The sequence below is a fragment of the Streptomyces sp. NPDC093544 genome, from assembly GCF_040683495.1.
GTDB lineage: Bacteria > Actinomycetota > Actinomycetes > Streptomycetales > Streptomycetaceae > Streptomyces.
On sequence record NZ_JBFBEA010000012.1, the window covers coordinates 14121 to 37522 of the forward strand.

Below are 23402 nucleotides of genomic sequence, written 5' to 3' on the forward strand. Positions count from 1 at the left end.
AACGGGGCTCCTGAGCAGTCAGTAGGGAGCGTTACCGGAAAAGATGCGCCGCGGATTGTCGACGAGCATGGTGTGGATCCGCTCGTTGTCGACTCCGGCCTTGTTCAGCGCCGGGAGCACATCGTTGTGGATGTGGGTGTAGTCCCAGGACGGCGCAACCAGTTCGCGCTGCTCTTCGGTGAGGTAGTCCAGGAAGCACGGACAGTCGTGGGAGAGCACCAGCTGATCGGTGTACCCCAGCCGGACCAGCTCGGCCACGGTCTCCACACGCTGCTCCAGAGAGGCGATGAACTCCATGCCGAACCGGTCCATGCCCAGGTACGAGCCGGCCTCGAGCAGTTCGCGCAGGTAGCCGATGTCATCGGTGTCACCGGAGTGGCCGATGACGACCCGGGTCAGGTCGACGCCTTCCTCCGCGAACACCTTCTGCTGCAACAAGCCGTTGCGCACCAGGGCGTTGCTGTGGGTCTGGATCGGCGCGCCGGTCTCGCGGTGGGCCTGGGCCGTGGCCCGCAGCACCCGCTCGACCCCTTCGGGCAGGTCCTCGGTCTCGGTGGCGACCTTGAGCACAGCGGCCCTGACCCCGGTGTCACCGATGCCTTCGGTGATGTCACGGACGAAGAGCTCGGTCATCGGGTCGGGGCCCTCGAAGACCCGGCCCGGACCGCGGAAGGCGAAGTACATCGGCTCGTCGTTGTAGGTGTAGACGCCGGTCGCCACAACGATGTTGAGGGGTACCCGCGCGGCCACTTTCTTGATCCGCGGAAGATAGCGCCCCTGTCCGAGAACGGTCAGATCGACAATCGTCCTGACGCCCCGCTCGGCAGCGGCTGTCAGCTTTGCGACAGCGTTGTCGATTTGCTTTTCTTCGTCCCACAGCTGTGGGTTATTCTTCTGAATTTCGGTGCTGAGCACAAATACGTGCTCATGCATCAAGGTCACACCGAGCTGATCAACCGGAATTCCGCCCGCCACGGTTTCCACTATCACTGGATGCAAAGAATGAGCGTCCCCCATTTGCTGCCCCCGGCTTTCTGATCACGTTTGATTTCGGCTGTTGAACCCTACGGTTGCATGATCGCCCCTCGCCTTGTCAACCTTTTTCGGACGCCTTGGGGGTGGTGTTACCAATAGTGCAGCCGGTGACCTTGTAGCCGCCCCGCGAGGGCGGGATAATCGGGGAGTAAAAGCGTTCTCACTGAATCTAAGTGCTCGCATGGCGATCTTTTAAGGAAGGGCCGCAGTGGCAGACACGGAAAGGGTCGCGCTGGTGACCGGGAGCACCGACGGCCTCGGCCGAGGGGTCGCGAAGCTGCTCGCCGAACAGGGCTGGCACGTCGTGGTGCACGGGCGCGATCCCCGGAAGGTGGCCGCCGCCCTTGATGACGTACGCAAGGCGTCGGGCGGCGGCAGCTCGGTCACCGCCGACCTCTCACGGCTGGACGAGGTGCACGGGCTCGCCGACGAAGTACTGAACACGCAGGGACGGCTGGACGTCCTGGTCAACAACGCGGGCGTGGCCACCCCCAATCGCAGCGCCCGCACCCGCAGGGTCAGCGCGGACGGCCTCCAGTTGGAGTGGCAGGTGAACTTTCTCGCGGCCTTCGCCCTGACCTTGCGGCTGACTCCCCTGCTGACGTCCTCCGCGCCCGCACGCGTGGTGAACGTCTCCTCGGTCGCCCAGGGCTGGGGCAAGATCCACTGGGACGATCTCCAACTCGAACGCGACTGGGACCGGATGGCCGCGTACGCGCAGTCCAAGTTGGCCCTGACCGCGTTCACCAACGAGTACGCCCTACGGCTGGCCGGCGCCCAGGTGCGCGCCAACAGCCTGCACCCGGGCATGTGCTCGACCAAAATGGTGCGCAGCACTTTCGTCTTCGCACCGCATCGCACCCGCTACGGTTCGGCCAACATCGTCCGACTCGCCGCCGACCAGGCTTTCGAGGGGACCAGCGGCTCCTACTTCAACGAACAGCAGGCCATCGAGCCCAACGGCTTCGCCCACGATCTGGCAGGCCGCCGCAAGCTGTGGCAAGTGGCGCTGGGGCAGTCCGGCGTGGCGGACCGCCCCGGCACCGTACCGCCCGAGCTGCTCACCCTCTGACGTCCGGCCGGGTCCCGGCCGGACGTCCACCATCCGGCCTCGGGCCGAGCCGGCGTCTCAGGCCTCGGACCCCTCCGGCTCCGGGTCGGCGGCAACCGAGGCCGCGACATCATCCGGGGCCGCGGCCAGCAGCCTTCCGAGCAGTTCCTCCTCGGACGATCCGGGAAGAGCGAAGTGCGCGATGATGCTGCGCCCCTCGTCCCCCTCGACCGCCAGCCGTACGTAGTTGAGCGAGAGCACGCCCACCGCGGGGTGGTTGAAACGGCGGGTCGAGGGAGTGAACTTCTGCACGTCGTGCGAGGTCCACCACTCGCGGAACTCCGGGCTGGACCTCTCGAGGGTGTTCACCACCTCGATGAAGCGCGGACTGCCCAGCTCATGGGCCGATTCGGCGCGCAGCAGCCCCGTCAGCCAGCGCGCTTCGCGCTCCCAGTCGGGGAGCATCTCGCGCGCGAGGGGCTCGATGAACACCATGTAGAGCAGATTCCGCCGGGCCCGGGGGATCCGCCCCAGCCCGCCGCCCAGCGCGGGCCCCAGCAGCGCGTCCTCCGCCCGGTTCCAGGCGACGACGTCGAAGCACCGGTTGATCACTCGCGCCGGGTTGGGACTGAGTAAGTCGATGAAACCCTGGAGTCCGGCGTCGACGCCGTCTTCGACGCGCAGCGAACTCGAGGTCTGCGGCGCCTCTCCGGCAAGAACGAACAAGTGAGCGCGCTCCGCCGGATCCAGGGCAAGAGCACGAGCAATTCCGTTGAGAACCTGTCGCGAGACATTAATGTTTCTTCCTTGTTCCAGCCATGTGTACCAGGTGAGGCTGACCCCGGAGAGCTGCGCCACTTCCTCCCTGCGCAGCCCCTGAATGCGCCGCCGACCGACCGCTGGACCCAGGTTCGGAATTCCTGCTTCCAATGGATCTGCCTTTCGGCGACGCGACCGAATGAAGTCACCGAGCTCCTTACGACTGAGCTCGCTTTTCGAAGAACTCATCAGTGCCCCCCGCAGCTATTTCCGCGTAGCGGATGAGTGGTGCTAGCGCTACTAGTGTTTACCGCACCCTTTCCCAACGTCAAGTGAAGCCGAATCATGGACCACGATATCCATCAGCAGCGACGCAGGAGCACCCGAAGCCCAATCCAGTTATTCGCTGGGCAGACCACGGAAGGCAAGCAAGTGGAAGCAGATATCGCACCTGAGGTCTCGGTGTCGGACGAGGTGGACGGCCTGCTGGCAGAGCTGTTCCTCACCCCGGAAGGTCTGCGGGATCCGTACCCCCGCTACGAGCGTATCCAGGAGCTCACGCCGGTGCACCACACCGCGCTCGGACACTGGATGGTCACCGGCTACGACGATGTGAACACCCTCCTCCGCGAGCAGCACGCACTCAAGGATCCGTACCGCGTCTTCGCCCCCTGGGTGGGCAAGGACGAGTGGGAGAGCCACGCGGCGCTCCGCCGGCTGCCCAACATCATGCTGTGGGCCAACCCCCCGGACCACACTCGGTTGCGCAAGCTCGCGGGGTTCGCCTTCACCAACCGGGCGGTCCAGGCAATGCGGCCGCAGATCGCCCAGATGGTGGACAACCTCGCGGACAAGCTCGACGCCGCGGGCGGGTTCGACTACATGAAGGATTTCGCCTTCCCGCTGCCGGCGATGGCCACCGGCCGCATGCTGGGTCTTCCCGACGAGGATCTCCCCTCGCTCCAGGGCCCGATGCGCGCCTTCCAGGACATCTACGAACTCGGGCTCACCCCCGAGGCCCTGGCCGCCTGCGACGAGGGCGCCCAGTTCACCGACGACTACTTCGCCGGTCTGGTCGAGAGCCGCCGCAGGAGTCCGGGCGAGGATCTGCTCTCCGCGCTCATCGCCGCCAAGGACGGCCAGGACAAGCTGAGCCAGGGCGAGCTGATCGGCATGTGCAACCTGCTCTTCGGCGCGGGTTTCGAGACGACGACCAACCTTCTGGGCAACGGCATGCTCGCCCTGCTCCGCCACCCCGACCAGATGGCCAAGCTGCGCGACGACCCCACTCTGGTCCCCGGCGCGGTCGAGGAGATGCTCCGCTACGACAGCCCCACCCAACTCGGCAACCGCGTCACCGACGGCCCGGTGCGGATCGGCGGGGTGGAAATCCCCGACGGCTCCTCGGTGGTGGCCCTCGTCGGCGCCGCACACCGCGATCCCCGACGCTACCCGGACCCGGCACGGTTCGACGTCACCCGCAACGACGCCCCCGTGCTGTCGTTCAGCTCGGGCATCCACTACTGCCTCGGCGCCTCGCTGGCACGCCTGGAGGCGCAGATCGCGTTCAGCACGCTGCTCACCAGGTTCCCCCGACTCCGGGTGGCGGACGGCGCGGACATCGAATTCCGGCCGCGGCTGACCCTGCGTGGCGTGGAGTCCCTGCCTATCAGTGTCGACTGACGGCGGCGCCCCATGGTCTCCTCCGTGGAACCCACCGGACCGGCACCCGGACGGACAGCGGCAGTGCGCGGTCTGGTTCCGCTGCTCGCGATCGCTTGCGGCCTGACCGTCGGCAATCTCTATCTCGCCCTACCGCTTCTCGACGCCCTCTCCGCCGGGCTCGGTGTCTCGCACGTCGCGGCGAGCATGGTCGTGGTGACGACCCAGGCGGCGTACGCCCTCGGCCTCGTACTCGTCGTACCGCTCGGCGACATGGTCGACCAGCGGCGGCTGATGCTGGTGCTCCTCACCGCGGAGAGCGGGGCGCTGCTGCTGGCCGGCGCCGCCCCCGGTCTCGCGGTGCTGTGCGCGGCGGCCGCGCTGGTCGGGATGTCGTCCGTGGTGGTCATGGTCATGGTGCCGTTCGCGGCGTCGCTGGCCGAGGAGTCCTCGCGCGGGCGGGTGGTCGCCGCGGTGATGAGCGGCGTGCTGATCGGCTCCCTGCTGATCCGCTTCCTGTCCGGGGTGATCGGGGAGCAGGCCGGGTGGCGGCCGGTGTACTTCGGCTCGGCAGCCGTGTCGGCGGTCCTCGTCCAGGTCCTGCGCAGGCGGCTGCCGCGTAGGGCCGTGGCGTCCCGGCCGACCGGTCTGCGTTACGGGGAGCTGCTGCGCTCGCTGCCGAAGCTGCTGCGCTCGCACGCCGTCCTGCGGCACCGCTCGCTGTACGGCGCGCTGACGTTCGCCGCGTTCACCGCGTTCTGGACACCCCTGCCCTTCCTGCTCGCCGAGGAACCGTACGAGTACGGTTCCGGGGCGGTGGGGCTGCTCAGCCTGGTCGGCATCGGCGGCGTGGCAGCTGCCGTGCTCGCCGGCCGGGCGGCGAGCCGTGGGCTGGGTCCGTGGCCCACCGGAATCATGCTCGCCGGAGCCTCGCTCTCCTTCCTGCCGGCCTGGGGCGGCACACACCACCTCGCGATGCTCGTACTCGCGACCTTCGTCCTGGACTTCATGGTGCAGGGCGCGCACATCACCAATCAGAGCGAGATATACGGCCTCGCTCCCGAGATTCGCGGACGAGTCACCTCCGTATACATGACGGCCTATTTTCTCGGTGGCGCATGCGGGGCCACTGCGGCCGCCGTGGTCTATTCCGCTTCGGGGTGGCCCGCGGTGTGCGCACTCGGCGCGGGACTTTCCGGGGCAGCTGTCCTGGCCTGGGCATTCCACCTGCGCAGCCGCTGACCTGCAGCGTTCCACGGGCGCTCCGGGGGTGCTTCCGATGCTATTGGTTTTACCACCATTGCGCCCATTCCAGTTAGGTCCGTAAAGTCATTTCCGGGAAATCGAAAATCCCTTTCAGGAAATCGGAGTCGAATTATGGGTGTACCCCGCGTTGAGCTGGCGGCCGGCTTCGCGGTCTCCGCGATGGGACTCGGCTGCATGGGTATGGCCGAGTTCTACGGCGACCGCGACGACGCGGAGTCGATCGCCACGATCCACCGGGCGATCGACCTGGGCGTGGACTTCCTCGATACGGCCGACATGTACGGCAACGGCGTCTCCGAGGAGATCGTCGGCAAGGCCCTCGCCGGCGGCCGACGTGACCTGGTGACCCTCGCCACCAAGTGCGGCATGATCAGGACCAGCACCGGGGTCGAGCTCGATGGTTCGCCGGCCCATATCCGCAAAGCCGTCGACGCCAGCCTCAAGCGGCTGGGTACCGACCACGTCGACCTGTACTACCTGCACCGCATCGACCCCAGGGTGCCGGTCGAGGACTCGATCGGCGCGCTGTCGGAGATCGTGGCGGCGGGCAAGGCCCGCTTCATCGGTCTGTCCGAGGCGGGCGCGCAGACCATTCGCCGTGCGCACGCCGTCCACTCCGTCTCCGTGCTCCAGACCGAGTACTCCCTGGCCAGCCGAGGGGTCGAGGACAAGATTCTGCCGACCTGCCGGGAACTGGGCATCGGCTTCGTCGCGTGGGCGCCGCTCAGCCGAGGACTGCTCGGCGGACAGATCATCAGCGACGAGGATCTGGCGCCTGACGATCTGCGGCGATTCCTGCCGCGGTTCGAGCCGGACAATCTCGCCGTCAACGGCGCCATCGTCGCCAGGCTCGGCGAACTCGCCCTGAGCAAGGGGTGCAGCACCGCGCAGCTCGCGCTGGCCTGGCTCGTCGCCCAGGACGTCGTCCCCATACCCGGCAGCCAGACCCGGCGCGACTTCGAGGAGAACGCGACGGCACTCAGCCTGGAACTCACCGCCGAGGACCTGGCCCGCATCGAGACCATCGCCCCGCCCGGCGCTTTCGCGGGGCTGCGGTTCCCGGCCGGGCTCATGCATCTGGTGGAGGAGGAGTGAAGTCCAAGCTCCCCCCACCGCCACCCCAGTACGAGACGGAGACAGCCCCGTGAGCCCCACCTCTTCCGCCCCCATCGCCTTGGTCACCGGCGCTTCCGGCGGCCTCGGCGCCGCGACCATCAAGAAACTCACGACAGCGGGCTGGCATGTGATCGCCGCTGTACGCACCCAGGAGGCGATCTCCCGGCTGCCCGTGGGACTCGGCTCCGTAACGCCCGTGGTGCTCGACGTCGCCGACCCGGCATCCATCGCCGCCGCCGTCGACAGCCTCGCTCCCACGCTCGACGGCCGCGGCCTTGACGCCCTGGTCAACAATGCCGGGATCATCGTGCAGGGCCCGGTGGAGCTCGTACAACTGCACGCCCTGCGCAGGCAGTTCGAGATCAATGTCTTCGGACAGATCGCTGTGACGCAAGCGTTCCTGCCCGCGCTGGTCAGCGCCGGCGGCCGGGTCGTCAACATCGGCGCGGTCACCGCTCGTACCGCTGTGCCGTTCTTCGGACCGGTCGCCGCCTCCAAGGCAGCGCTCGCCTCGCTCAACGATGCCCTGCGCATGGAACTGCGGTTCCAGGGTGTGCAGGTGAGTCTCGTGGAGCCCGGTCAGCTGGAGACGGAGATCTTCAACAAGGCCGACAAGTCCGCGGCCGAGGACGGCTGGGCCGGGAGCCCCGAGGCACAGCGCCGCTACGCCCAGGCCCTCAAGGACGCCCAGGCCGCCTCCGCGAAGCAGAAGGCCACCGCGATCGACAAGGCCGCTGCCGTCGTGTTCAAGGCGATCACGGCCCGCCGCCCGGCCACCAGGTATCTCATCGGCCAGGACGCCCGGGCACTTTCGTTCCTGCGGATCCTGTCCGACCGACGCCGCGACGGACTGCTGCTGCGCACCCTGGGCCTGAGCAAGGGCAGCTTCGCCATCGGACGGCGTGAGCCCGCACACCGTGCCTGAGACGCACCCATCAATCACCCAGAGGGGACCGTAATGTTTGAGCGTCTGGCCCGGCTGACCACCGCACGCCCACGCCTCATCCTGATATTGGCGCTGCTCTTCGCCGCTGCCGCCGTGGTGCTCGGCGGCGGGGTGGCCGACCGGCTGCAAAGCGGCGGCACGACCGACCCCGGAGCGGAGTCGTCGCAGGCCGCCGAGCTCCTGGACCGGGATTTCTCCGCCGGGCGCCCCAACCTCGCGCTGCTCGTCAAGGCCGAGGGAGGAGTGGACTCGGCAGCCGCGACCGCCGAGGGCAAGCGGCTCACCGACCGGCTGGCGGCCACGGACTCGATCAAGGGCGTCAACTCGTACTGGCCGAGCAAGGCACCCGCCCTGCGCAGCGCTGACGGCACCTACGGCCTGATCGTCGCCCATATCGCGGGCACCGACACCCAGGCCGACAAAACCCTTGAGGCGCTCGCCCCGGAGTTCCGTGGTTCCTCCGGTGCGCTGGACGTCACCATCGGCGGCGCCGCCCAGATCCGTGCCGAGGTGGAGGAGCAGAGCAAGAAGGACCTGGCCAGGGCGGAACTCATCGCCCTGCCGCTGACCCTCCTCATTCTGGTGCTGGTCTTCCGCAGCGCGGTCGCCGCCCTGCTCCCGGTCGTCATCGGCCTGATCGCCATCATCGGTACCAACCTGTCGCTGCGGGTCATCACCGGCTTCGCCGACGTATCGGTCTTCGCACTGAATCTGACCACGGCCCTCGGACTCGGACTCGCCGTGGACTACGGGCTGTTCATCGTGCGCCGCTACCGCGAGGAACTGCACGGCGGCGCCCGACCCGCGGACGCCATCCGCACCACGTTGGCGACGGCGGGCCGTACCGTCGCGTTCTCCGCGCTCACCGTGGCCGTCGCGCTCTCCGCGATGCTCCTCTTCCCGATGTACTACTTGCGGTCCTTCGCCTACGGCGGCATCTCGGTGGTCCTGATCGCCGCAACGGCCGCCCTGCTGGTGCTTCCCGCGATGCTGTTCCTACTGGGCCGGCGGATCGACTCGCTCGACCTCGCCAAGCTCTTCTCGCGCCGCGGCGGGAGCGCACCGGCCGCGGAGGCTTCCGGCCGCCGGTGGCGCCGGATCGGTGAGGCCGTCGTCAAGCGCCCGGTGGTCTTCGCGGTCACGGCCTCGGCGCTGCTGATCGCCCTCGGACTGCCGTTCCTCGGCGTCACGTTCGGCAATATCGACGACCGCCAGCTCCCCAGCAGCGCCGAGACACACCAGGTCCACCAGGTGATCCGGGACCAGTTCGACTCCCGTCCGACCGGCGTGCTCAACGTCGTCACCACAGGCGCGGCCGCCGAGCCGGACGCCATCGGCAGCTACGCGGCGACCTTGTCGAAGCTCGACGGCGTGGTCCGGGTCGACTCCGCGGCCGGCGTCTACGAGAAGGGGCAGCAGACCCAGGCCGCCGGTCCCGCCCAGGAGCGTTTCACCACCGCGAACGGCTCGGCCACCTATCTCGACGTGATCCCCTCGCTCGAGGACGTCTCGTCGGAGAGCCAGCACCTGGTGAGGGAGATCCGGGACGTGGACAGCCCCTTCCCGGTGAGTGTGGCGGGCGGCGCGGCGGAGCTGGTCGACACCCAGGACACCCTCGCCGACCGGCTGCCCTACGCCCTGGCGGCGATGGTCGGGGTCACCATGGTGCTGCTCTTCCTGATGACCGGCAGTGTCGTCGTCCCCATCAAGGCCGTGGTGCTCAACACCCTCAGCCTCAGCGCCACCTTCGGCGCCCTGGTCTGGGTGTTCCAGGACGGTCATTTCAGCGGCGCACTGGACTTCACGGTCACCGGCTTCATCCCGGCCACCCTGCCGGTACTGATGTTCTGTGTGGCCTTCGGACTGTCCATGGACTACGAGGTGTTCGTGCTCTCCCGGATCAAGGAGGAGTACGACAGAACGGGCAACACCACCAAGGCGATCGTCTTCGGCCTGCAGCGCAGCGGTGGCGTCGTGTCAGCGGCGGCGGCCGTGCTGTCCGTCGTGCTGATCGCCATCGGCACCTCGCAGATCACCAACGTCAAGATGCTCGGACTCGGACTCGCCCTCGCCGTTCTGATGGACGCGATCGTGGTCCGCGGCATCCTCGTCCCCTCGGTGATGCAGCTGCTCGGCCGCGCCAACTGGTGGGCGCCGGGCCCGTTGCGCCGTGTGCACGGTCGCTTCGGCATCAGCGAGGGCGAACAGCGTGAACCGGAGTCGGCCAAGGTGAGTGAGTCGGTATGAGCGACCGTTGGACCGTGCAGGTGGAGTCGGCGGTGTGTGTCGGCTCCGGACTGTGCGCCGGCTCCGCGCCCCATGTCTTCGCGCTGGACACGGCCGGCCGGGCGGTGGGGCCCAAGGGCACCGTGGATGCCTCCGACGACCTGATGGAGGCGGCGGAGAACTGCCCCGCGGCCGCCATCGCATTGCGGACCACCGACGGTGGTGAGATCTTCGCGCCCTGACCCCCGCAGCGGCGCGAACCCCCCTGTCCCGGCCCTGTTCACCAGGGCCGGGACAGGTGTTTTCGCGGGTCTCTTCCGGTACTTGTGTCGGAGGCAAGCGCCCGCCGGAGCTCAGTGGACGGCGTCGACCAGGCGGTATGGGCGAGCTCGGCGTTCTGGAAACGGCGGAGAGTCTCAGCGGCCGGACGTAACCGATCCAGCCCCGCCCTGCCTGCCGCGCCAGTTACTGACGGGCCCGACCAGCCAGGACCTGGCGGCCCAGCGCCGCGGTGAGCGCCGCCTCGACGGTGTCCGCGTCCGGCGACTCCGCGGCCCAGGCCACATACCCATCGGGCCGCACCAGCAAGGTCGTACGCCGACCACTCGCCCAACTCTCCACGGCGAGGCGGTCCTTGCGGCCCTCGTACTCCCCGACCTCGTACGACGGCGCGGTCGCCCCCGGCACGACGAGGACGAACCTGCCGCCGTGCAGGGCCTCGTAGAGACGGCCGCTCTCCAGAGCGACGTCCGGTACGCGCGTGCCGACGAGGGAGTGTGAGCCGCGCGGCGCCTCGTACCGGTACCCGATGCCCGTGATCTGGCCCGCGGCCTTGCGGCCGGCGGGGCCGACGTGGTTCAGAAACGTGGTGATGACGGCACGGAACGCCAGCGTCCAGGGGTACTTGGCCATCGCGAGCCGCACGATGCCGCCGCTGCTGCGCAGCACCGCCTTGCCGACGGGGTGGCGCTCGGCCTGGTAGGTGTCCAACAGGCCGTTGTCCGCATGGCCGTTGATGACCGACGCGAGTTTCCAGCTCAGGTTCGCCGCGTCCTGAAGGCCGGTGTTCATGCCCTGACCACCGGCCGGGGTGTGCACGTGGGCGGCGTCGCCGGCGAGGAACACGCGGCCCACCCGGTACGCCGGGGCCTGGCGCTCGTCACTGTGGAAACGGGACATCCAGCGGGCGTCGCGCATGCCGTAGTCGCGGCCGAGGGCGAGCCGGACGATCTCCCTGAGCTCTTCGAGCTCGACCGGCTCGCTGTCGGGGACGTCGAGTCCGCGACGCCAGCCGATCACGCGGTGGTAGCCGTCGCCGAAGGGTGCGATGAAGGCGAAGGCGTCACCGTTGGCGTCTGCGGTCAGGACGTTCTCCGGCTGCTCGTCGAGCCGTACGTCCGCGAGGATGACGGACCGGATGACCGACTTACCGGGGAACGGCAGCCCGATCGCGTCACGGACGGCACTGCGAATCCCGTCCGTACCCACGACGTACGCGGCCCGCAGCTCCGCCGGCTCCCCGTCGGCGCCCCGGACTTCGAGGTTCACCCCGTCCGCGTCCTGGCTCAGCCCGGTCACCTCGGTCTCGTACACGAACCGCACCCCGGCCTCCTCCGCCCGCCGCCGCAACGCCTTCTCCACCTCGTACTGCGGGATGACGAGGAGGTGCTTGAAACGGGACGGAAGGGTGTCGAGCGCGACGTTGAGCCGCCCGAAGAGCCGGATACGGTCGAGGGTCTGCCCCTTGGACTCCAGGCCGTCGGCGAGGCCGCGGACGTCGAGCTGCTCCAGGGTGCGGGCGTGCAGAACGAAGGCGCGGGAGAGGTTGCTGATCTTCTGCGGGCGCTTCTCGACGAGGGTGACGGGGACGTGGGCGGTGGCGAGGTCACCGGCCAGCAGAAGGCCGGTGGGACCGGAGCCGACGACGATGACGGCGCTGGGCTCAGCGAACTCAGCAGATTCCGCAGACTCGGTGGAGCGGGTCTTGCCGTTCATGGCGACCTCCTGATGCCAACGCTTGCTGGTCAACACTTGTTGGCCAACGCTCGTTTGCAAACATAAGGCGGCCTCACTGGACTGTCAACAGCTGTTGGCCTACGGTTGTTGGCATGGCCGTAAAAGAACCCCCCGCGAGCGCAGGCTCCCCCCGCCGCTCCGACGCCACCCGCACCGCGATCCTCGCCGCCGCCCGCGAGCGCTTCGCGGCCGACGGCTACGAGCGCGCCACGATCCGCGCCATCGCCAAGGAGGCGCGGATCGATCCGTCCATGGTGATGCGCTACTACGGCTCGAAGGAGGGGCTGTTCGCCGCCGTCCTCGACGTCGATCTGCGGCTGCCGGATCCGCAGGAAATGGATCCGCACGACGTGGGCCGCGTCCTGGTCGGCCACTTCCTCGACCTCTGGGAGCGGAACGAGGTGTTCACCGCGATGCTCCGCGTCGGCGTCACCAATGAGGCCGGGGCCGAGCGGATGCAGGGCGTCTTCAGGGACCAGATCGCGCCAATCGCCCTGCGCGCCTGCCCCGATCCCGAGCAGGCGCCGACCCGGGCCGCGCTCTGCGCCTCACAGCTGCTCGGACTGGCGCTCACCCGTTACGTCCTGCGGTTCCCGCCGACCGTCGCGCTGTCCCGCGAGGAGATCGTGGTGTGGCTGGGACCGACGGTGCAGCGGTATCTGACGGCGCCGAACCCGTAGCGAGCATCGGTGGGCCCGCCACCGGGCCCGGGAAACACGTCGAGGGAGTCCGCGGACCCCAACGGGTGCACGAACTCCCTCGACGGAAACGAAGATGGAGACAGAGACGGCAGAAAGCGGGCCGCGACCAGCCCCGCGTCCAGCCCTGCTTCTAGCTCCGCTTCTGGCCCAAGTTCTTGTCGGACTTGTCGAGAACCATCACCAGGCCGGCGATGACCGCGAACAGCAGGAGCGGAGCGGCGACGAAGAGCCCCAGCGTGTCGATCACGCTCAGGCCCGTGCCGGGGTCGTCACCGTCGTCGCGGGTCAGCGCGAGCGCGGGAGACGTCATGAGCAGCATCATCAGCGTCGTACCGGCAGCCAGGGCGCCGGCGCGCAGGGCGTTCTTCTTGTCCACGGTGCCAACGTAGCGAACGCCCCGGTGAGCCGCGCGCCCGGGGTGCCGTACGAGGTCTCAGCGACTCCCGCCCGCGTGCCCGGCATCTCCCGCTCGGCCCCGCAGCACATCGATCAACGCATGCAACCGGGGCGAGGCGGCCAACTCCTCCAGCGTCACCGGCCGCCCCTCCGCGTCGGCGATGGGCAGCCGCCAGTTGGGGTACTGGTCCCACGTGCCCGGCAGGTTCTGCGGGCGGCGGTCGCCGACCGTGTCCGGGAGCCAGACGCCGATCATGCGGGCCGGGGTACGCAGCAGGAACCGGTGGACGGCCTGGATCTCGGCCTCCTCCGACACCATGGAGAGCCCACCGGTCGCGCCCTGGAGCAGCCCGAGCCGGGCCAGCAGCGCCAGCCACTCCGCCGTATCGGCGGCCGCGGCGGCCCGTTCCTCCTCCAAGGTGCCCATCAACAGGCCGAGCCGGTCGCGGAGTTCGACGTGTTCGCCGGTGAGTCTGGCGGCGGTGGACGGGAGATCGTGGGTGGTCGCGGTGGCCAGGCAGTCGGCGCGCCAGCGTTCGGGGGGAAGCGGCAGCCCGTCGCCGCCCCAGTCCCGTTCGAACCACAGCACGGACGTGCCGAGCACCCCGCGCTCGTGCAGCGTCTCGCGGACCCCCGGTTCGACGGTGCCGAGGTCCTCGCCGATCACCAGCGTCCCGGCGCGTGAGGCCTCCAGGGTCAGTATCGCGAGCATCGCCTCGGCGTCGTAGCGGACGTACGTCCCCTCCGTGGGCGGCTGCCCCTGCGGGACCCACCAGAGCCGGAACAGGCCCATGACGTGATCGATACGCAGGGCGCCCGCGTAGCGGAGGAGGGCGCGCAGGAGGCGGCGGTAGGGGGCGTAGCCGGACTCGGCCAGGCGGTCCGGTCTCCAGGGCGGCAGGCCCCAGTCCTGGCCGCGCGCGTTGAAGGCGTCCGGGGGTGCGCCGACCGACATGCCCGCCGCGAAGTAGTCCTGCTGGGCCCAGGCGTCGGCCCCGTCCGGATGCACCCCGACGGCGAGGTCGTGGACGAGTCCGACGGCCATGCCCGCGTCGCGTGCCGACCGCTGGGCGGTGGCGAGTTGGGCGTCGGTGAGCCAGGCGAGGCGGCTGTAGAAGTCGACGCGGTCCATCAACTCGCCGCGGGCGCGGGCGGTTTCGGGCGAGCGCGGGTCGCGCAGGTCGGCGGGCCACTGCTGCCACCGGGAGCCGTACACCTCGGCGAGCGCGTACCAGGTGGCGTGGTCCTCCAGCGCCTCGCCCTCCTCGGCGAGGAAGTCGACGTACGCGGCCCGTCGCCCGGGCCCGAGCGGCACCTCGCGCACCAGTTCCAGCGCCTCGCGCTTGAGCTCCCACACGGCGTCGCGGTCGATCAACGCGCCCTTGTGCAGCACGGATTCACGGAGTCGGTCGGCGCGTTCCAGCAGCGTACGGATCTGGTCGCGGTCGTCGACGTAGGCGAACTCCGGGATGTCCTCGACCCGCAGATGGACCGGGTCCGGAAAGCGGCGGGAGGATGGCCGGTACGGGGAGGGGTCGGTGGGGGCGCCGGGTACGGCCGCGTGCAACGGGTTGACCTGCACGAATCCGGCGCCGAGTGCGCGGCCCGCCCAGGCGGTGAGCTCGGCGAGGTCGCCCAGGTCGCCCATGCCCCAGGAGCGGCGGGAGAGGAGCGAGTAGAGCTGGACAAGGAGTCCGTACGTGCGTCCGGGCGGCGCGGGGAGTCGGGCGGGGGCCACCACGAGGTGGACGTCGGCGGTGCGGCCGTCGGGGGCGGTGGCGTGCAACGCGTGGACGCCGAGCGGGAGTTGTTCGGCGGACGCGCGGGTCTCGCCCTGTTCGGTGTCGATGCGGACGCGCGTGCCGTCCGGCAGCCCGGCCAGTTCCTCCGGTACTCGGCCGCCCCAGCACACCACGGTCGGCGGCAGCAGCCGGTCCCGCACCTGGGCCTCCTGGGACGCGAGGGCGGCGGCGATGGCCTCCGGCGTGCTCGCGTCGACGCCGAGCGCCGCAAGGGCCGCGACGACCGCGGTGTCCGAGGCCGCGACCGTACGGTCCGGGGACGGGCTGTAGAAGGCGGCGACGCCATGAAGTCCGGCGAGCCGGGACAGGGGCGTCGGGAGCGGGTCCTCAGGTCGTGCCATCTAGATCCCCGACGCGGCGCCGGTGGAGGTGGGCTCGCTCGTCAGGTGCGCCGCGTCGGCCAGCGGCGGCTCGCTGGTCAGCGGCTCGGCGTCGGGGAGCGGGGGTTCGCTGGTCAGCGGCGTCTCGGCGCAGGTGCCCTCCGCGCTGAAGACACACAGATGCGGGTCCTCACGCAGGTAGGGACCCCGAAGATCGGCGGACGGCTCCGCCCCGCGTTTGGAGAGGGCCGAGAGCAGAAGGTGTGCCGAAGCGGCCACGAGGGCTCCTTGTCGTCGTACGGCGGCCCAGGACCTCCCGGGCTCTGTGCGGGTTCACCGCAGCCCTACCCAGAGGGCGCGACGGCAGACGTACACGGACGAACAACGTGGTAGTGGTCACGTTCCGTTCCCCAGAAACCACTCCAGATTGATGCAAACGCGACATCTCGGCCACTCACAGCGCCGTAGCTCACCGGAATCTCCGCTCTCCAGCTATTCACTCGCTACATATACTGAGTACATAATGGGGGCCATGAGTACCCGCCACATCCTGTTGGGGCTGCTCGCCGGAGGTCCAAGCCATGGGTACGACCTCAAGCGACGCCACGACGAACGCTTCCCGCAGGCACGCCCGTTGGCCTACGGGCAGGTCTACACGACCTTGCAGCGGCTGGTCCGGGACGGTCTCGCCGAGGTCGACGGCACCGGCTCGGACGGCGGCCCGGAGCGGACGCTGTACCGCTCCACCGGTGACGGATCACGTGAACTGGCGCAGTGGGCAAAGGAGATCACGCCTCCCGCGCCCTTCGTGACGAACGAGATCTTCGCGAAGGTCGTCGTCACGATCCTCGCCTCGGCGGACCCGGCCGGCTATCTGGGAGCACAGCGCGCCGCACACATGGCGCGGATGCGCGAGCTCACCGCGGTGAAGAGCGCGCCGGGCTCCGATCTCGCGACCGTCCTCTCGGCCGACTACGCCCTCAACCACCTTGACGCCGACCTCCGTTGGATGACGACGACGGCAGCCCGGCTCACCACTTTGACCGCGGAGGTCGATGCAGCATGAGCAATCCACTCCTGGCGGCCAGGAGCCTGTTCAAGTCGCACGGTTCCACCCCGGCGCTGCGCGGTGCCTCGGTGGACCTGCGCGCGGGCGAGATCCTGGCCGTCACCGGTGCCAGTGGCAGCGGCAAGTCCACCTTGTTGCACTGCCTGGCCGGCATCGTCCGCCCGGACGAGGGCACGGTGGACTACGGCGGTGAGCGCCTCGACCGCTTCCCCGAAAAACGGCTCAGCGAGCTGCGGCGTACCGACTTCGGGGTGGTGTTCCAGTTCGGGCAGTTGATCCCCGAGCTGACCGCCCTCGACAACGTGGCGCTGCCGCTGCTGCTCGCGGGTACCGCGCGTACGGCGGCCCAGGAGCGGGCGGGCGAGTGGCTGGAGCGGTTCGGCGTACGCGGGCAGGAGGCTCTGCGGCCCGGAGAGATGAGCGGCGGGCAGGCCCAGCGGGTGTCGCTCGCGCGGGCCCTCGTAACCGGCCCGAAGGTCGTCTTCGCGGACGAGCCGACCGGCGCGCTGGACTCCCTCGCCGGGGAGCAGGTGATGACCGCGCTGATCCACACGGCCCGCGAGTCCGGTACGGCGGTCCTGCTGATCACGCACGACGCGCAGGTGGCGGCGTACGCGGACCGGGAGGTCTCGCTGCGGGACGGGGTTGTGGTCGGCGACGGGGCCGTCGGCTCCGAGGTCGAGGCGTCCGACTCGGTGGAGGGGCCCCGATGAAGGCCGAACTGCGGCTGGCCTGGCTGCTCACGCGGGGGTCCGATCGCCGTGAGTGGTGGCGTGTGACGCTCACGGCGATCGGGGCCCTGCTCGCGACGGGGTTCGCGTTGGCGGCTGTCACGCTCTCCTCGCTCCAGGGCCGGTACAACGTGCCCGTCGGGAACGGCCTGCTCGACCAGCCCGGCGAGCGCTCCGGTGTGGTCCTCACGCTGCTCCTCCTGCTGGTCCCGGTGCTCGGCTTCCTCGGGCAGTGCGCCCGGATCGGTGCCGTACACCGAGACCGGCGCCTGGCCGCCCTGCGCCTCGCCGGAGCGACTCCGCGGCAGGTACGGCGGATCGCCGCGCTGGAGACGGGGCTGGCCTGCCTGGTCGGCTCGGCGGTCGCCACGGTCGTCTCCATCCTGTCCCTGCTGCGACTGTGGGGCAGCCCCACCGCCCTGGCCTGGGCGGGGATCGCGCTGGTCGCGCTGGGTACGCCGGTGCTGGGCTCGCTGGTCGGCGTGCTCGCGCTGCGCCGCGTGGTGGCGTCGCCGCTCGGCTGGGTACGCCGGGTGCGGCCGCGCTCGGGGCGGGGGCCAGGGGCCGGGTTCCTCATAGGAGTGCTGTTCGTGTTGGCAACAGGCGCGGTCGGCCTCGTCAACCTGTACGTGGACATGCCCAACGCGTCCTTCAACTCGGTCCCTCTGGGGGTCTTCGGCGTGATTCTCGCGACCGGCACGGGCGCCGTCTGGCTCAGCGGCGCCGCCGCTCGCCGCACCGGACGGCTGCTCGCGGCCCGCACGGGAAACCCGGCGACACTCATCGCCGCCGAGCGCCTGCGCGACGACCCGTGGGCGGCCGCCCGCACCCACGCGGCGGTCCTGCTGGTGACCGTCGTGGGGACCGCTTTCATCGGCATCCGGCAGGTGCTGCTCGACGAACTGAACGGACGTGATCCCGACTCTCTGGGCGCGGACCTGTCCTTCTACACCACCGGGGTCGACCTCACCGGCGCCGCCATCCTCGTCGCCCTCGCGATCACCCTCTCCGGCCTCGCCGTCGGCACCGCCGAGTCACTGGCCACCCGGCGCCGCGGGCTGGCCGCGCAGGCCGCCGCCGGGGTGCCGTACGCCGTACTGGGCAGGGCGCTGCTTCTGGAGACGGCCCTGCCACTGGCCCCCGCGGTAGCGCTGGCCGGCGCCGGGGGCATGGTGATCAGCACCTGGTACGCGGCGGTCGCCGCCGACGGCGGACCGGTGCCGCTGCTGCCCCTGCTGGTCCCCGTGGCCGTGTACGCCGCCTGCCTGCTCGCCGCCGCCACGTCACTGCCGCTGCTGCGCCGCTCGGTACACCCGGCGGAACTGCGCTACACGTGACATTTCGCACATCTCTGGAATACGGACATGTGCGGATACGGCCACCGGCTCCCCGGGAGGCACAGGGGTCCTCCTGGGGAGCCGGAACGGGGCGAAAGGGTGCCGTATGACGTACCGCGCCAGTGACGCCGTACAGACAGACGCGCCGCACCACGGGTGCCGTACGACGGCAAGACGAAGGCCCGGATCTCAGGCGGAAATGCCGTCGATCCGGGCCATCGCATCCTCCGCGCCGTACGGCTGCAGGTAAGGCAGCCAACGCGGGTCCCTGTGTCCGGTTCCGATGATGCGCCAAGCGAGCCCCGTCGGCGGGGCGGGTTTATGGCGCAGGCGCCAGCCGATCTCGACCAGGTGACGGTCGGCCTTGGTGTGGTTGCAGCGGCGGCAGGACGCCACCACGTTCTCCCAGGCGTGCTGACCTCCGCGAGAGCGCGGGATGACGTGGTCGACGCTGGTTGCGACGCCACCGCAGTACATGCACCGGCCACCGTCGCGGGCGAAGAGCGCGCGACGGGTAAGTGGAACGGGCCCCCGATAAGGGACCCGTACGAACCTCTTCAGCCGGACCACGCTGGGTGCGGGGACAGTAACGGTCGCGCTATGCATAAAGGCGCCGGATTCCTCGAGGGAGACAGCCTTGTTCTCCAGGACGAGGACGAGCGCGCGGCGGAGCGGTACGACGCCGAGCGGCTCGTACGACGCGTTGAGGACCAGGACGTGCGGCACGGATGCCTCCTATTACGCCGGCGGCGCGTGGCTCGCGCCGGGACGATCTGTGGCCAGTGTCCCCGAACGCCTGGTGGAAGCGCCACCATGTGCCGGTAACGGGCTGGGAGTGTTTTCGACCACACCCCCTCCATCCCCCGGTGGGCAAGGCCTCTCCCCCGAACATGGCAACGATCGACACACAATGCCCCGTTAGTGTGGTGGTTCTGCCCGATCGGTGCCCCTCATATGTCCCTGCCGCGGGCGGACAGCTACGCCTGGAGGTACCTGCTGTGTCCTTGCACGTCCTACTCGCCGCCGTTACGCCGTCGCCCTCCCCCACCCCGTCGACGACGGACCCAGCGGCAGCAACACTTCAGGACGCCCAGGAAAGCGCGACCAACGCCGCGAGCTGGGTCGAGCAGAACTGGTCGACATGGCTCAGCATCGGACTGCGGGTCCTGCTGATCGTGGTGATCGCGGCCGTGCTGAGAGTGGCGGTACGGCGGGCGATCAGCAAGCTGATAGAGCACATGAACTCCACCGCCCAGGCGGTGGACGGCACCGCGCTCGGCGGCCTCCTGGTGAACAACGAACGCCGCCGCCAGCGCTCCCAGGCCATCGGCTCGGTGCTCCGCTCGGTCGCGTCCTTCGTGATCATGGGCACGGCCTCGCTGATGGTCCTCGGCACGTTCGAGATCAACCTGGCGCCGCTGCTCGCCTCGGCGGGTGTCGCGGGCGTGGCGATCGGTTTCGGCGCCCGCAATCTCGTCACGGACTTCCTCTCCGGCGTCTTCATGATCCTGGAGGACCAGTACGGCGTCGGGGACACGATCGACGCGGGCGTCGCCTCCGGCGAGGTCATCGAGGTCGGCCTCCGCGTGACGAAGCTCCGCGGCGACAACGGCGAGATCTGGTACGTCCGCAACGGCGAGGTCAAGCGCATCGGCAACCTCTCCCAGGGCTGGGCCACGGCCGGCGTCGACGTCATGGTCCGCCCCTCGGAGGACCTGGACCGCGTCCAGGCCGTCCTGAACGAGGTCGGCGAGGCCATGAGCAAGGAAGAGCCGTGGAGCGAGCGCCTCTGGGGCCCGATCGAGGTCCTCGGCCTCGACAACGTCCTCCTCGACTCGATGGTCGTCCGCGTCTCGGCGAAGACGATGCCCGGCAAGGCCCTGAGCGTCGAACGCGAGCTGCGCTGGCGCATCAAGCGCGCCTTCGACGCCGCCGACATCCGCATGGTCGGCGGCCCCCCGGCCCAGCCGGAGGACGAGCCCGACGACCCAACAGCAGGCATGGCAGCCCCGTCCGCCTACGCTTCCGCCACGTCCCCGCAGTCCCAGGCGGCTTCGCCGCTGGCGCCGCCGAACGTGTCGAAGTAACCGGAGCGAGCGACCGGCTGCCGCAGCCGTAACCGTAGCCACAGCCACCCCAAGCAAGCCCCACGCAGATCTGCGTGGGGCTCTTCGCGCAGGTAACGACTTCGTTGCCACCCGCGGTCGCTATTGACGCCCCCATCTGCTCCGGCTTAGTTTCCTCCCACCAATAGGAAACATTCCTAACAATGATCTTCCGGTGGACTTCCCGGCGGCCACGCTGAGAAGGTGAGCGGCGACAAGGCAGGTGGCGCACACATGGCAGGATCCGCCGGCACGCCGGGCACCCCGAGCGTTCTGCGCGCCATGAACGACCGCGCCGCCCTGGACCTGCTGCTCGCGCACGGCCCGCTGTCGCGGACGAGGATCGGCAAGCTCACCGGCCTCTCGAAGCCGACCGCCTCCCAGCTCCTGGCGCGTCTGGAGGCGGCCGGACTCGTGCTCGCCACCGGGACCATCGAGGGCCGCCCCGGCCCCAGCGCCCAGCTGTACGTGGTCAATCCGGGCGCGGCCTACGCGGCGGGCCTGGACGTCACTCCCGAGCGCATCCTCGCCGCCGTCGCCGACGTGACCGGGCGGACGGTGGGCGAGTACGAACTGCCCACGCCCGGCAGGCGCCCCGCCCAGTCCGTCGTACGCCAGGTCACCGACGCCCTCGACGGTGCGGTGAAGGCGGCGGGGCTCGCCAGGGACGACGTCCGCCGGCTCGTCATCGGGACGCCCGGCGCCTTCGACCCGAACACCGGGCGGCTGCGGTACGCCTCGCACCTGCCCGGCTGGCACTCCGCCGGCATCCTCGACGAGCTGGCGGCCGCGCTGCCGATGCCCGTCGAGTACGAGAACGACGTCAACCTCGTCGCCATCGCCGAGCAGCGGCTCGGTGCGGCGCGCGGACACGAGGACTTCGTACTCCTGTGGAACGAAGAGGGACTCGGTGCCGCGCTCGTGCTCGGCGGGCGGCTGCACCGCGGCTGGACCGGCGGCGCGGGCGAGGTCGGGTTCCTGCCGGTGCCGGGGGCGCCGCTCGTACGACAGGTCACCAAGGCCAACAGCGGTGGCTACCAGGAACTGGCCGGTTCGCAGGCCATCCCCAAGCTGGCCCGCGAGCTGGACATCCAGCCCGTACCCAGCGGTCCGCACGCCGAGGTCGCCGCCGCCCTCGTCCAGCAGGCCGCCTCCCACGACGCCGGCCCCTACCGGCAGCTCCTTCAGACGTACGCGACCGGGCTCGCCACCGGTCTGGCCTCGCTCGTCTCCGTGCTCGACCCCGAGCTCGTCGTGCTCAGCGGCACCTCGCTCACCGCGGGCGGCGAACCGCTGCGCGCCCTGGTCCAGGCCGAGTTGGAGGAGCTGGCCGCGTCCCGGCCGCGCCTCGTGATCGGCGACGTACACGAACACCCAGTGCTGCGCGGCGCGTTGGAGAGCGCCCTGGCGGCCACCCGCGACGAGGTGTTCGACACCTCCCGCTGAACCCGTAGATCCCTTCCGCTGAACCCACAAACCCCTTCCGCGAACACCTTCACCCTGCCCTAGGGAGACCCCGCCATGCCCGGAATGTCCCGACAGGTGGCCGTCGCGCTCGCCGCCACCGCCTCCATAGCCCTCCTCACCTCCGCCTGTACCGGCCAGACCGAATCCGGCGCGAACGACGACGCGTCCAAGGACACGACGATCAACTTCTGGCACGCCTGGAGCGCGCCGGCCGAGGTCGCGGCCGTGAAGTCCCTGGTCGCGGGCTTCGAGAAGGCGCACCCCAACATCCACGTGAAGATCGTCGGCAACATGACGGACGACAAGGTCAACCAGGCGCTGCGCGCGGGTGGGGACAAGGCCCCCGATGTCGTCTCGTCGTTCACCACCAACAACGTGGGCAAGTTCTGCTCGTCGGACGCCTTCGTCGATCTCAACCCCTTCTTCGAGAAGGCGGGCATCGACCCGGAGAAGACCTTCCCGAAGGCCATGAACGAGTACACCCAGTTCGAGGGCAATCGCTGCACCGTGCCGCTGCTCGGTGACGCGTACGGGCTCTACTACAACAAGACCGCCTTCGAGAAGGCGGGCATCACCAGTCCCCCGAAGACCTGGTCCGAATTCGAGGCCGACGCCAAGAAGTTGACCATCTCCAAGGGCGACAGCTACTCCCAGCTCGGCTTCATGCCGAACTACCACGGCTGGGAGTCGACGACCGAGCACTACTTCGGGCAGTTCTCGCCGACGTACTTCGACTCGTCCGGCAAGTCGAACGTCGCCAAGGACCCTGCTTTCGAGGCCGGGTTCACGCTCCAGAAGAAGCTCGTCGACGAACTCGGCGGCTATCAGAAGCTGGAGAAGTACCGCTCCAAGCTCGGTGACGAGTGGGGCCCCAAGCATCCCTTCCAGACCGGCCAGGTCGCCATGCAGCTGGACGGCGAGTGGCGGCTCGGCATGGCCGAGGAGGCCAAGCCCGGCTTCGAGATCGGCGTCGCGCCGCTGCCCGTCCCCGACGACCAGGCGGACCAGTACGGCAAGGGCTACATCACCGGCACCATCGCGGGAATCGCCGCCACCAGCAAGAAGCAGAACGCGGCCTGGGAGTTGGTGAAGTACATGACCACCGACACCGCCGCCGTGGTCGGATTCGCCAACGCCATCCACAACGTGCCCTCGACGCTCGCCGCCCTCAAGTCGCCCGACCTGAAGTACGACCCGCGTTTCAAGACCTTCCTGGACATCGCCGCGAACCCGAACTCGACGACAACTCCCGCGTCGCTCAACGGCGGTTCGTATCTCGTGACGATCCAGGAGTTCGGATACGACTACGAGAGCGGCAAGGAATCCGATCTGAAGGCGGGCCTGAAGAAGGCCGCCGCGCAGATCGACACGGACATCGCGCAGGCGAAGTAGCAGCG

The 23402-nt window shown here is 69.5% G+C and carries 21 protein-coding genes and 1 pseudogene; 14 read left to right on the plus strand and 8 right to left on the minus strand.

What is annotated here, in order from left to right; translation table 11 throughout:
• Window positions 1-18: 18 nt before the first annotated feature.
• A complete protein-coding gene (locus tag AB0N66_RS19410) occupies window positions 19-984 on the minus strand; it encodes a phosphotriesterase-related protein (RefSeq protein ID WP_365436137.1) in 966 nt (321 codons plus the stop codon).
• Between the two features lie 259 nt (window positions 985-1243).
• On the opposite strand from AB0N66_RS19410, the gene AB0N66_RS19415 reads away from it, so the two are divergent.
• Window positions 1244-2107 (plus strand): SDR family NAD(P)-dependent oxidoreductase, encoded by an 864-nt coding sequence (locus AB0N66_RS19415; RefSeq protein ID WP_365436140.1) that lies wholly within the window; start codon window positions 1244-1246, stop codon window positions 2105-2107.
• Window positions 2108-2164: 57 nt separating this feature from the next.
• Here AB0N66_RS19415 and AB0N66_RS19420 read toward each other — a convergent pair whose 3' ends face one another.
• A complete protein-coding gene (locus tag AB0N66_RS19420) occupies window positions 2165-2812 on the minus strand; it encodes a hypothetical protein (protein WP_365436793.1) in 648 nt (215 codons plus the stop codon).
• 9 nt (window positions 2813-2821) lie between these two features.
• Window positions 2822-3094, minus strand: a pseudogene (locus AB0N66_RS19425) (helix-turn-helix transcriptional regulator); the annotation flags it as partial.
• Between the two features lie 183 nt (window positions 3095-3277).
• Between AB0N66_RS19425 and AB0N66_RS19430 the strand changes: the two are divergent.
• From AB0N66_RS19430 to AB0N66_RS19455, 6 genes are all read left to right on the plus strand, one after another.
• Entirely contained in the window at window positions 3278-4528 is a 1251-nt protein-coding gene (locus AB0N66_RS19430; RefSeq protein WP_365436142.1) for a cytochrome P450, read from the plus strand.
• Between the two features lie 24 nt (window positions 4529-4552).
• Window positions 4553-5749, plus strand: coding sequence for an MFS transporter (locus tag AB0N66_RS19435; RefSeq protein ID WP_365436145.1), 1197 nt, complete (start codon window positions 4553-4555; stop codon window positions 5747-5749).
• Window positions 5750-5884: 135 nt separating this feature from the next.
• Window positions 5885-6868, plus strand: a complete 984-nt coding sequence (locus AB0N66_RS19440; RefSeq protein WP_365436148.1) for an aldo/keto reductase — start codon at window positions 5885-5887, stop codon at window positions 6866-6868.
• A 49-nt stretch (window positions 6869-6917) separates the two neighbouring features.
• Complete coding sequence (locus tag AB0N66_RS19445; protein ID WP_365436151.1) at window positions 6918-7814, plus strand: SDR family NAD(P)-dependent oxidoreductase; 897 nt, start codon at window positions 6918-6920, stop codon at window positions 7812-7814.
• 33 nt (window positions 7815-7847) lie between these two features.
• Window positions 7848-10082, plus strand: coding sequence for an MMPL family transporter (locus AB0N66_RS19450; protein ID WP_365436153.1), 2235 nt, complete (start codon window positions 7848-7850; stop codon window positions 10080-10082).
• Complete coding sequence (locus tag AB0N66_RS19455) at window positions 10079-10303, plus strand: ferredoxin (protein WP_365436156.1); 225 nt, start codon at window positions 10079-10081, stop codon at window positions 10301-10303. The genes AB0N66_RS19450 and AB0N66_RS19455 overlap by 4 nt, the downstream gene beginning before the upstream one ends.
• A 223-nt stretch (window positions 10304-10526) precedes the next feature.
• Here the strand turns inward: AB0N66_RS19455 and AB0N66_RS19460 are convergent, their stop codons facing one another.
• Complete coding sequence (locus AB0N66_RS19460; RefSeq protein ID WP_365436159.1) at window positions 10527-12056, minus strand: FAD-dependent monooxygenase; 1530 nt, start codon at window positions 12054-12056, stop codon at window positions 10527-10529.
• Window positions 12057-12169: 113 nt separating this feature from the next.
• On the opposite strand from AB0N66_RS19460, the gene AB0N66_RS19465 reads away from it, so the two are divergent.
• Window positions 12170-12757 carry a TetR family transcriptional regulator gene (locus AB0N66_RS19465; protein ID WP_365436161.1) on the plus strand — a complete coding sequence of 196 codons (588 nt, stop codon included), beginning with the start codon at window positions 12170-12172 and terminating at the stop codon, window positions 12755-12757.
• A gap of 151 nt (window positions 12758-12908) precedes the next feature.
• Here the strand turns inward: AB0N66_RS19465 and AB0N66_RS19470 are convergent, their stop codons facing one another.
• Genes AB0N66_RS19470 through AB0N66_RS19480 form a run of 3 tightly spaced genes read right to left on the minus strand, consistent with a single transcriptional unit; the run spans window position 12909 to window position 15575 of the window.
• On the minus strand, window positions 12909-13154 hold the full coding sequence (locus AB0N66_RS19470) for a hypothetical protein (protein ID WP_365436163.1): 246 nt from the start codon (window positions 13152-13154) through the stop codon (window positions 12909-12911).
• Between the two features lie 57 nt (window positions 13155-13211).
• Entirely contained in the window at window positions 13212-15317 is a 2106-nt protein-coding gene (malQ, locus tag AB0N66_RS19475; RefSeq protein WP_365436165.1) for a 4-alpha-glucanotransferase, read from the minus strand.
• On the minus strand, window positions 15318-15575 hold the full coding sequence (locus AB0N66_RS19480) for a hypothetical protein (protein WP_365436167.1): 258 nt from the start codon (window positions 15573-15575) through the stop codon (window positions 15318-15320).
• 253 nt (window positions 15576-15828) lie between these two features.
• On the opposite strand from AB0N66_RS19480, the gene AB0N66_RS19485 reads away from it, so the two are divergent.
• From AB0N66_RS19485 to AB0N66_RS19495, 3 genes are read left to right on the plus strand one after another with little or no spacing between them, the layout of a single operon-like run.
• The gene (locus AB0N66_RS19485; RefSeq protein WP_365436169.1) at window positions 15829-16362 is read left to right on the plus strand and encodes a PadR family transcriptional regulator; all 534 of its coding nucleotides are present in this window, start codon (window positions 15829-15831) and stop codon (window positions 16360-16362) included.
• Window positions 16359-17078: an ABC transporter ATP-binding protein gene (locus AB0N66_RS19490; RefSeq protein WP_365436172.1), complete on the plus strand. Its 720-nt coding sequence runs from the start codon at window positions 16359-16361 to the stop codon at window positions 17076-17078. Before AB0N66_RS19485 ends, AB0N66_RS19490 begins: the two co-directional genes overlap by 4 nt.
• A complete protein-coding gene (locus AB0N66_RS19495; protein WP_365436174.1) occupies window positions 17075-18433 on the plus strand; it encodes an FtsX-like permease family protein in 1359 nt (452 codons plus the stop codon). The genes AB0N66_RS19490 and AB0N66_RS19495 overlap by 4 nt, the downstream gene beginning before the upstream one ends.
• 189 nt (window positions 18434-18622) lie before the next feature.
• On the opposite strand, the gene AB0N66_RS19500 is transcribed toward AB0N66_RS19495, so the two are convergent.
• Window positions 18623-19159: an HNH endonuclease gene (locus tag AB0N66_RS19500; RefSeq protein WP_365436177.1), complete on the minus strand. Its 537-nt coding sequence runs from the start codon at window positions 19157-19159 to the stop codon at window positions 18623-18625.
• Between the two features lie 272 nt (window positions 19160-19431).
• On the opposite strand from AB0N66_RS19500, the gene AB0N66_RS19505 reads away from it, so the two are divergent.
• From AB0N66_RS19505 to AB0N66_RS19515, 3 genes are all read left to right on the plus strand, one after another.
• Window positions 19432-20520 (plus strand): mechanosensitive ion channel family protein, encoded by a 1089-nt coding sequence (locus tag AB0N66_RS19505; protein WP_365436180.1) that lies wholly within the window; start codon window positions 19432-19434, stop codon window positions 20518-20520.
• Between the two features lie 252 nt (window positions 20521-20772).
• Entirely contained in the window at window positions 20773-21984 is a 1212-nt protein-coding gene (locus tag AB0N66_RS19510; RefSeq protein ID WP_365436183.1) for an ROK family transcriptional regulator, read from the plus strand.
• A 75-nt stretch (window positions 21985-22059) separates the two neighbouring features.
• Entirely contained in the window at window positions 22060-23397 is a 1338-nt protein-coding gene (locus tag AB0N66_RS19515; RefSeq protein ID WP_365436186.1) for an ABC transporter substrate-binding protein, read from the plus strand.
• The last annotated feature ends 5 nt before the right edge of the window (window positions 23398-23402 follow it).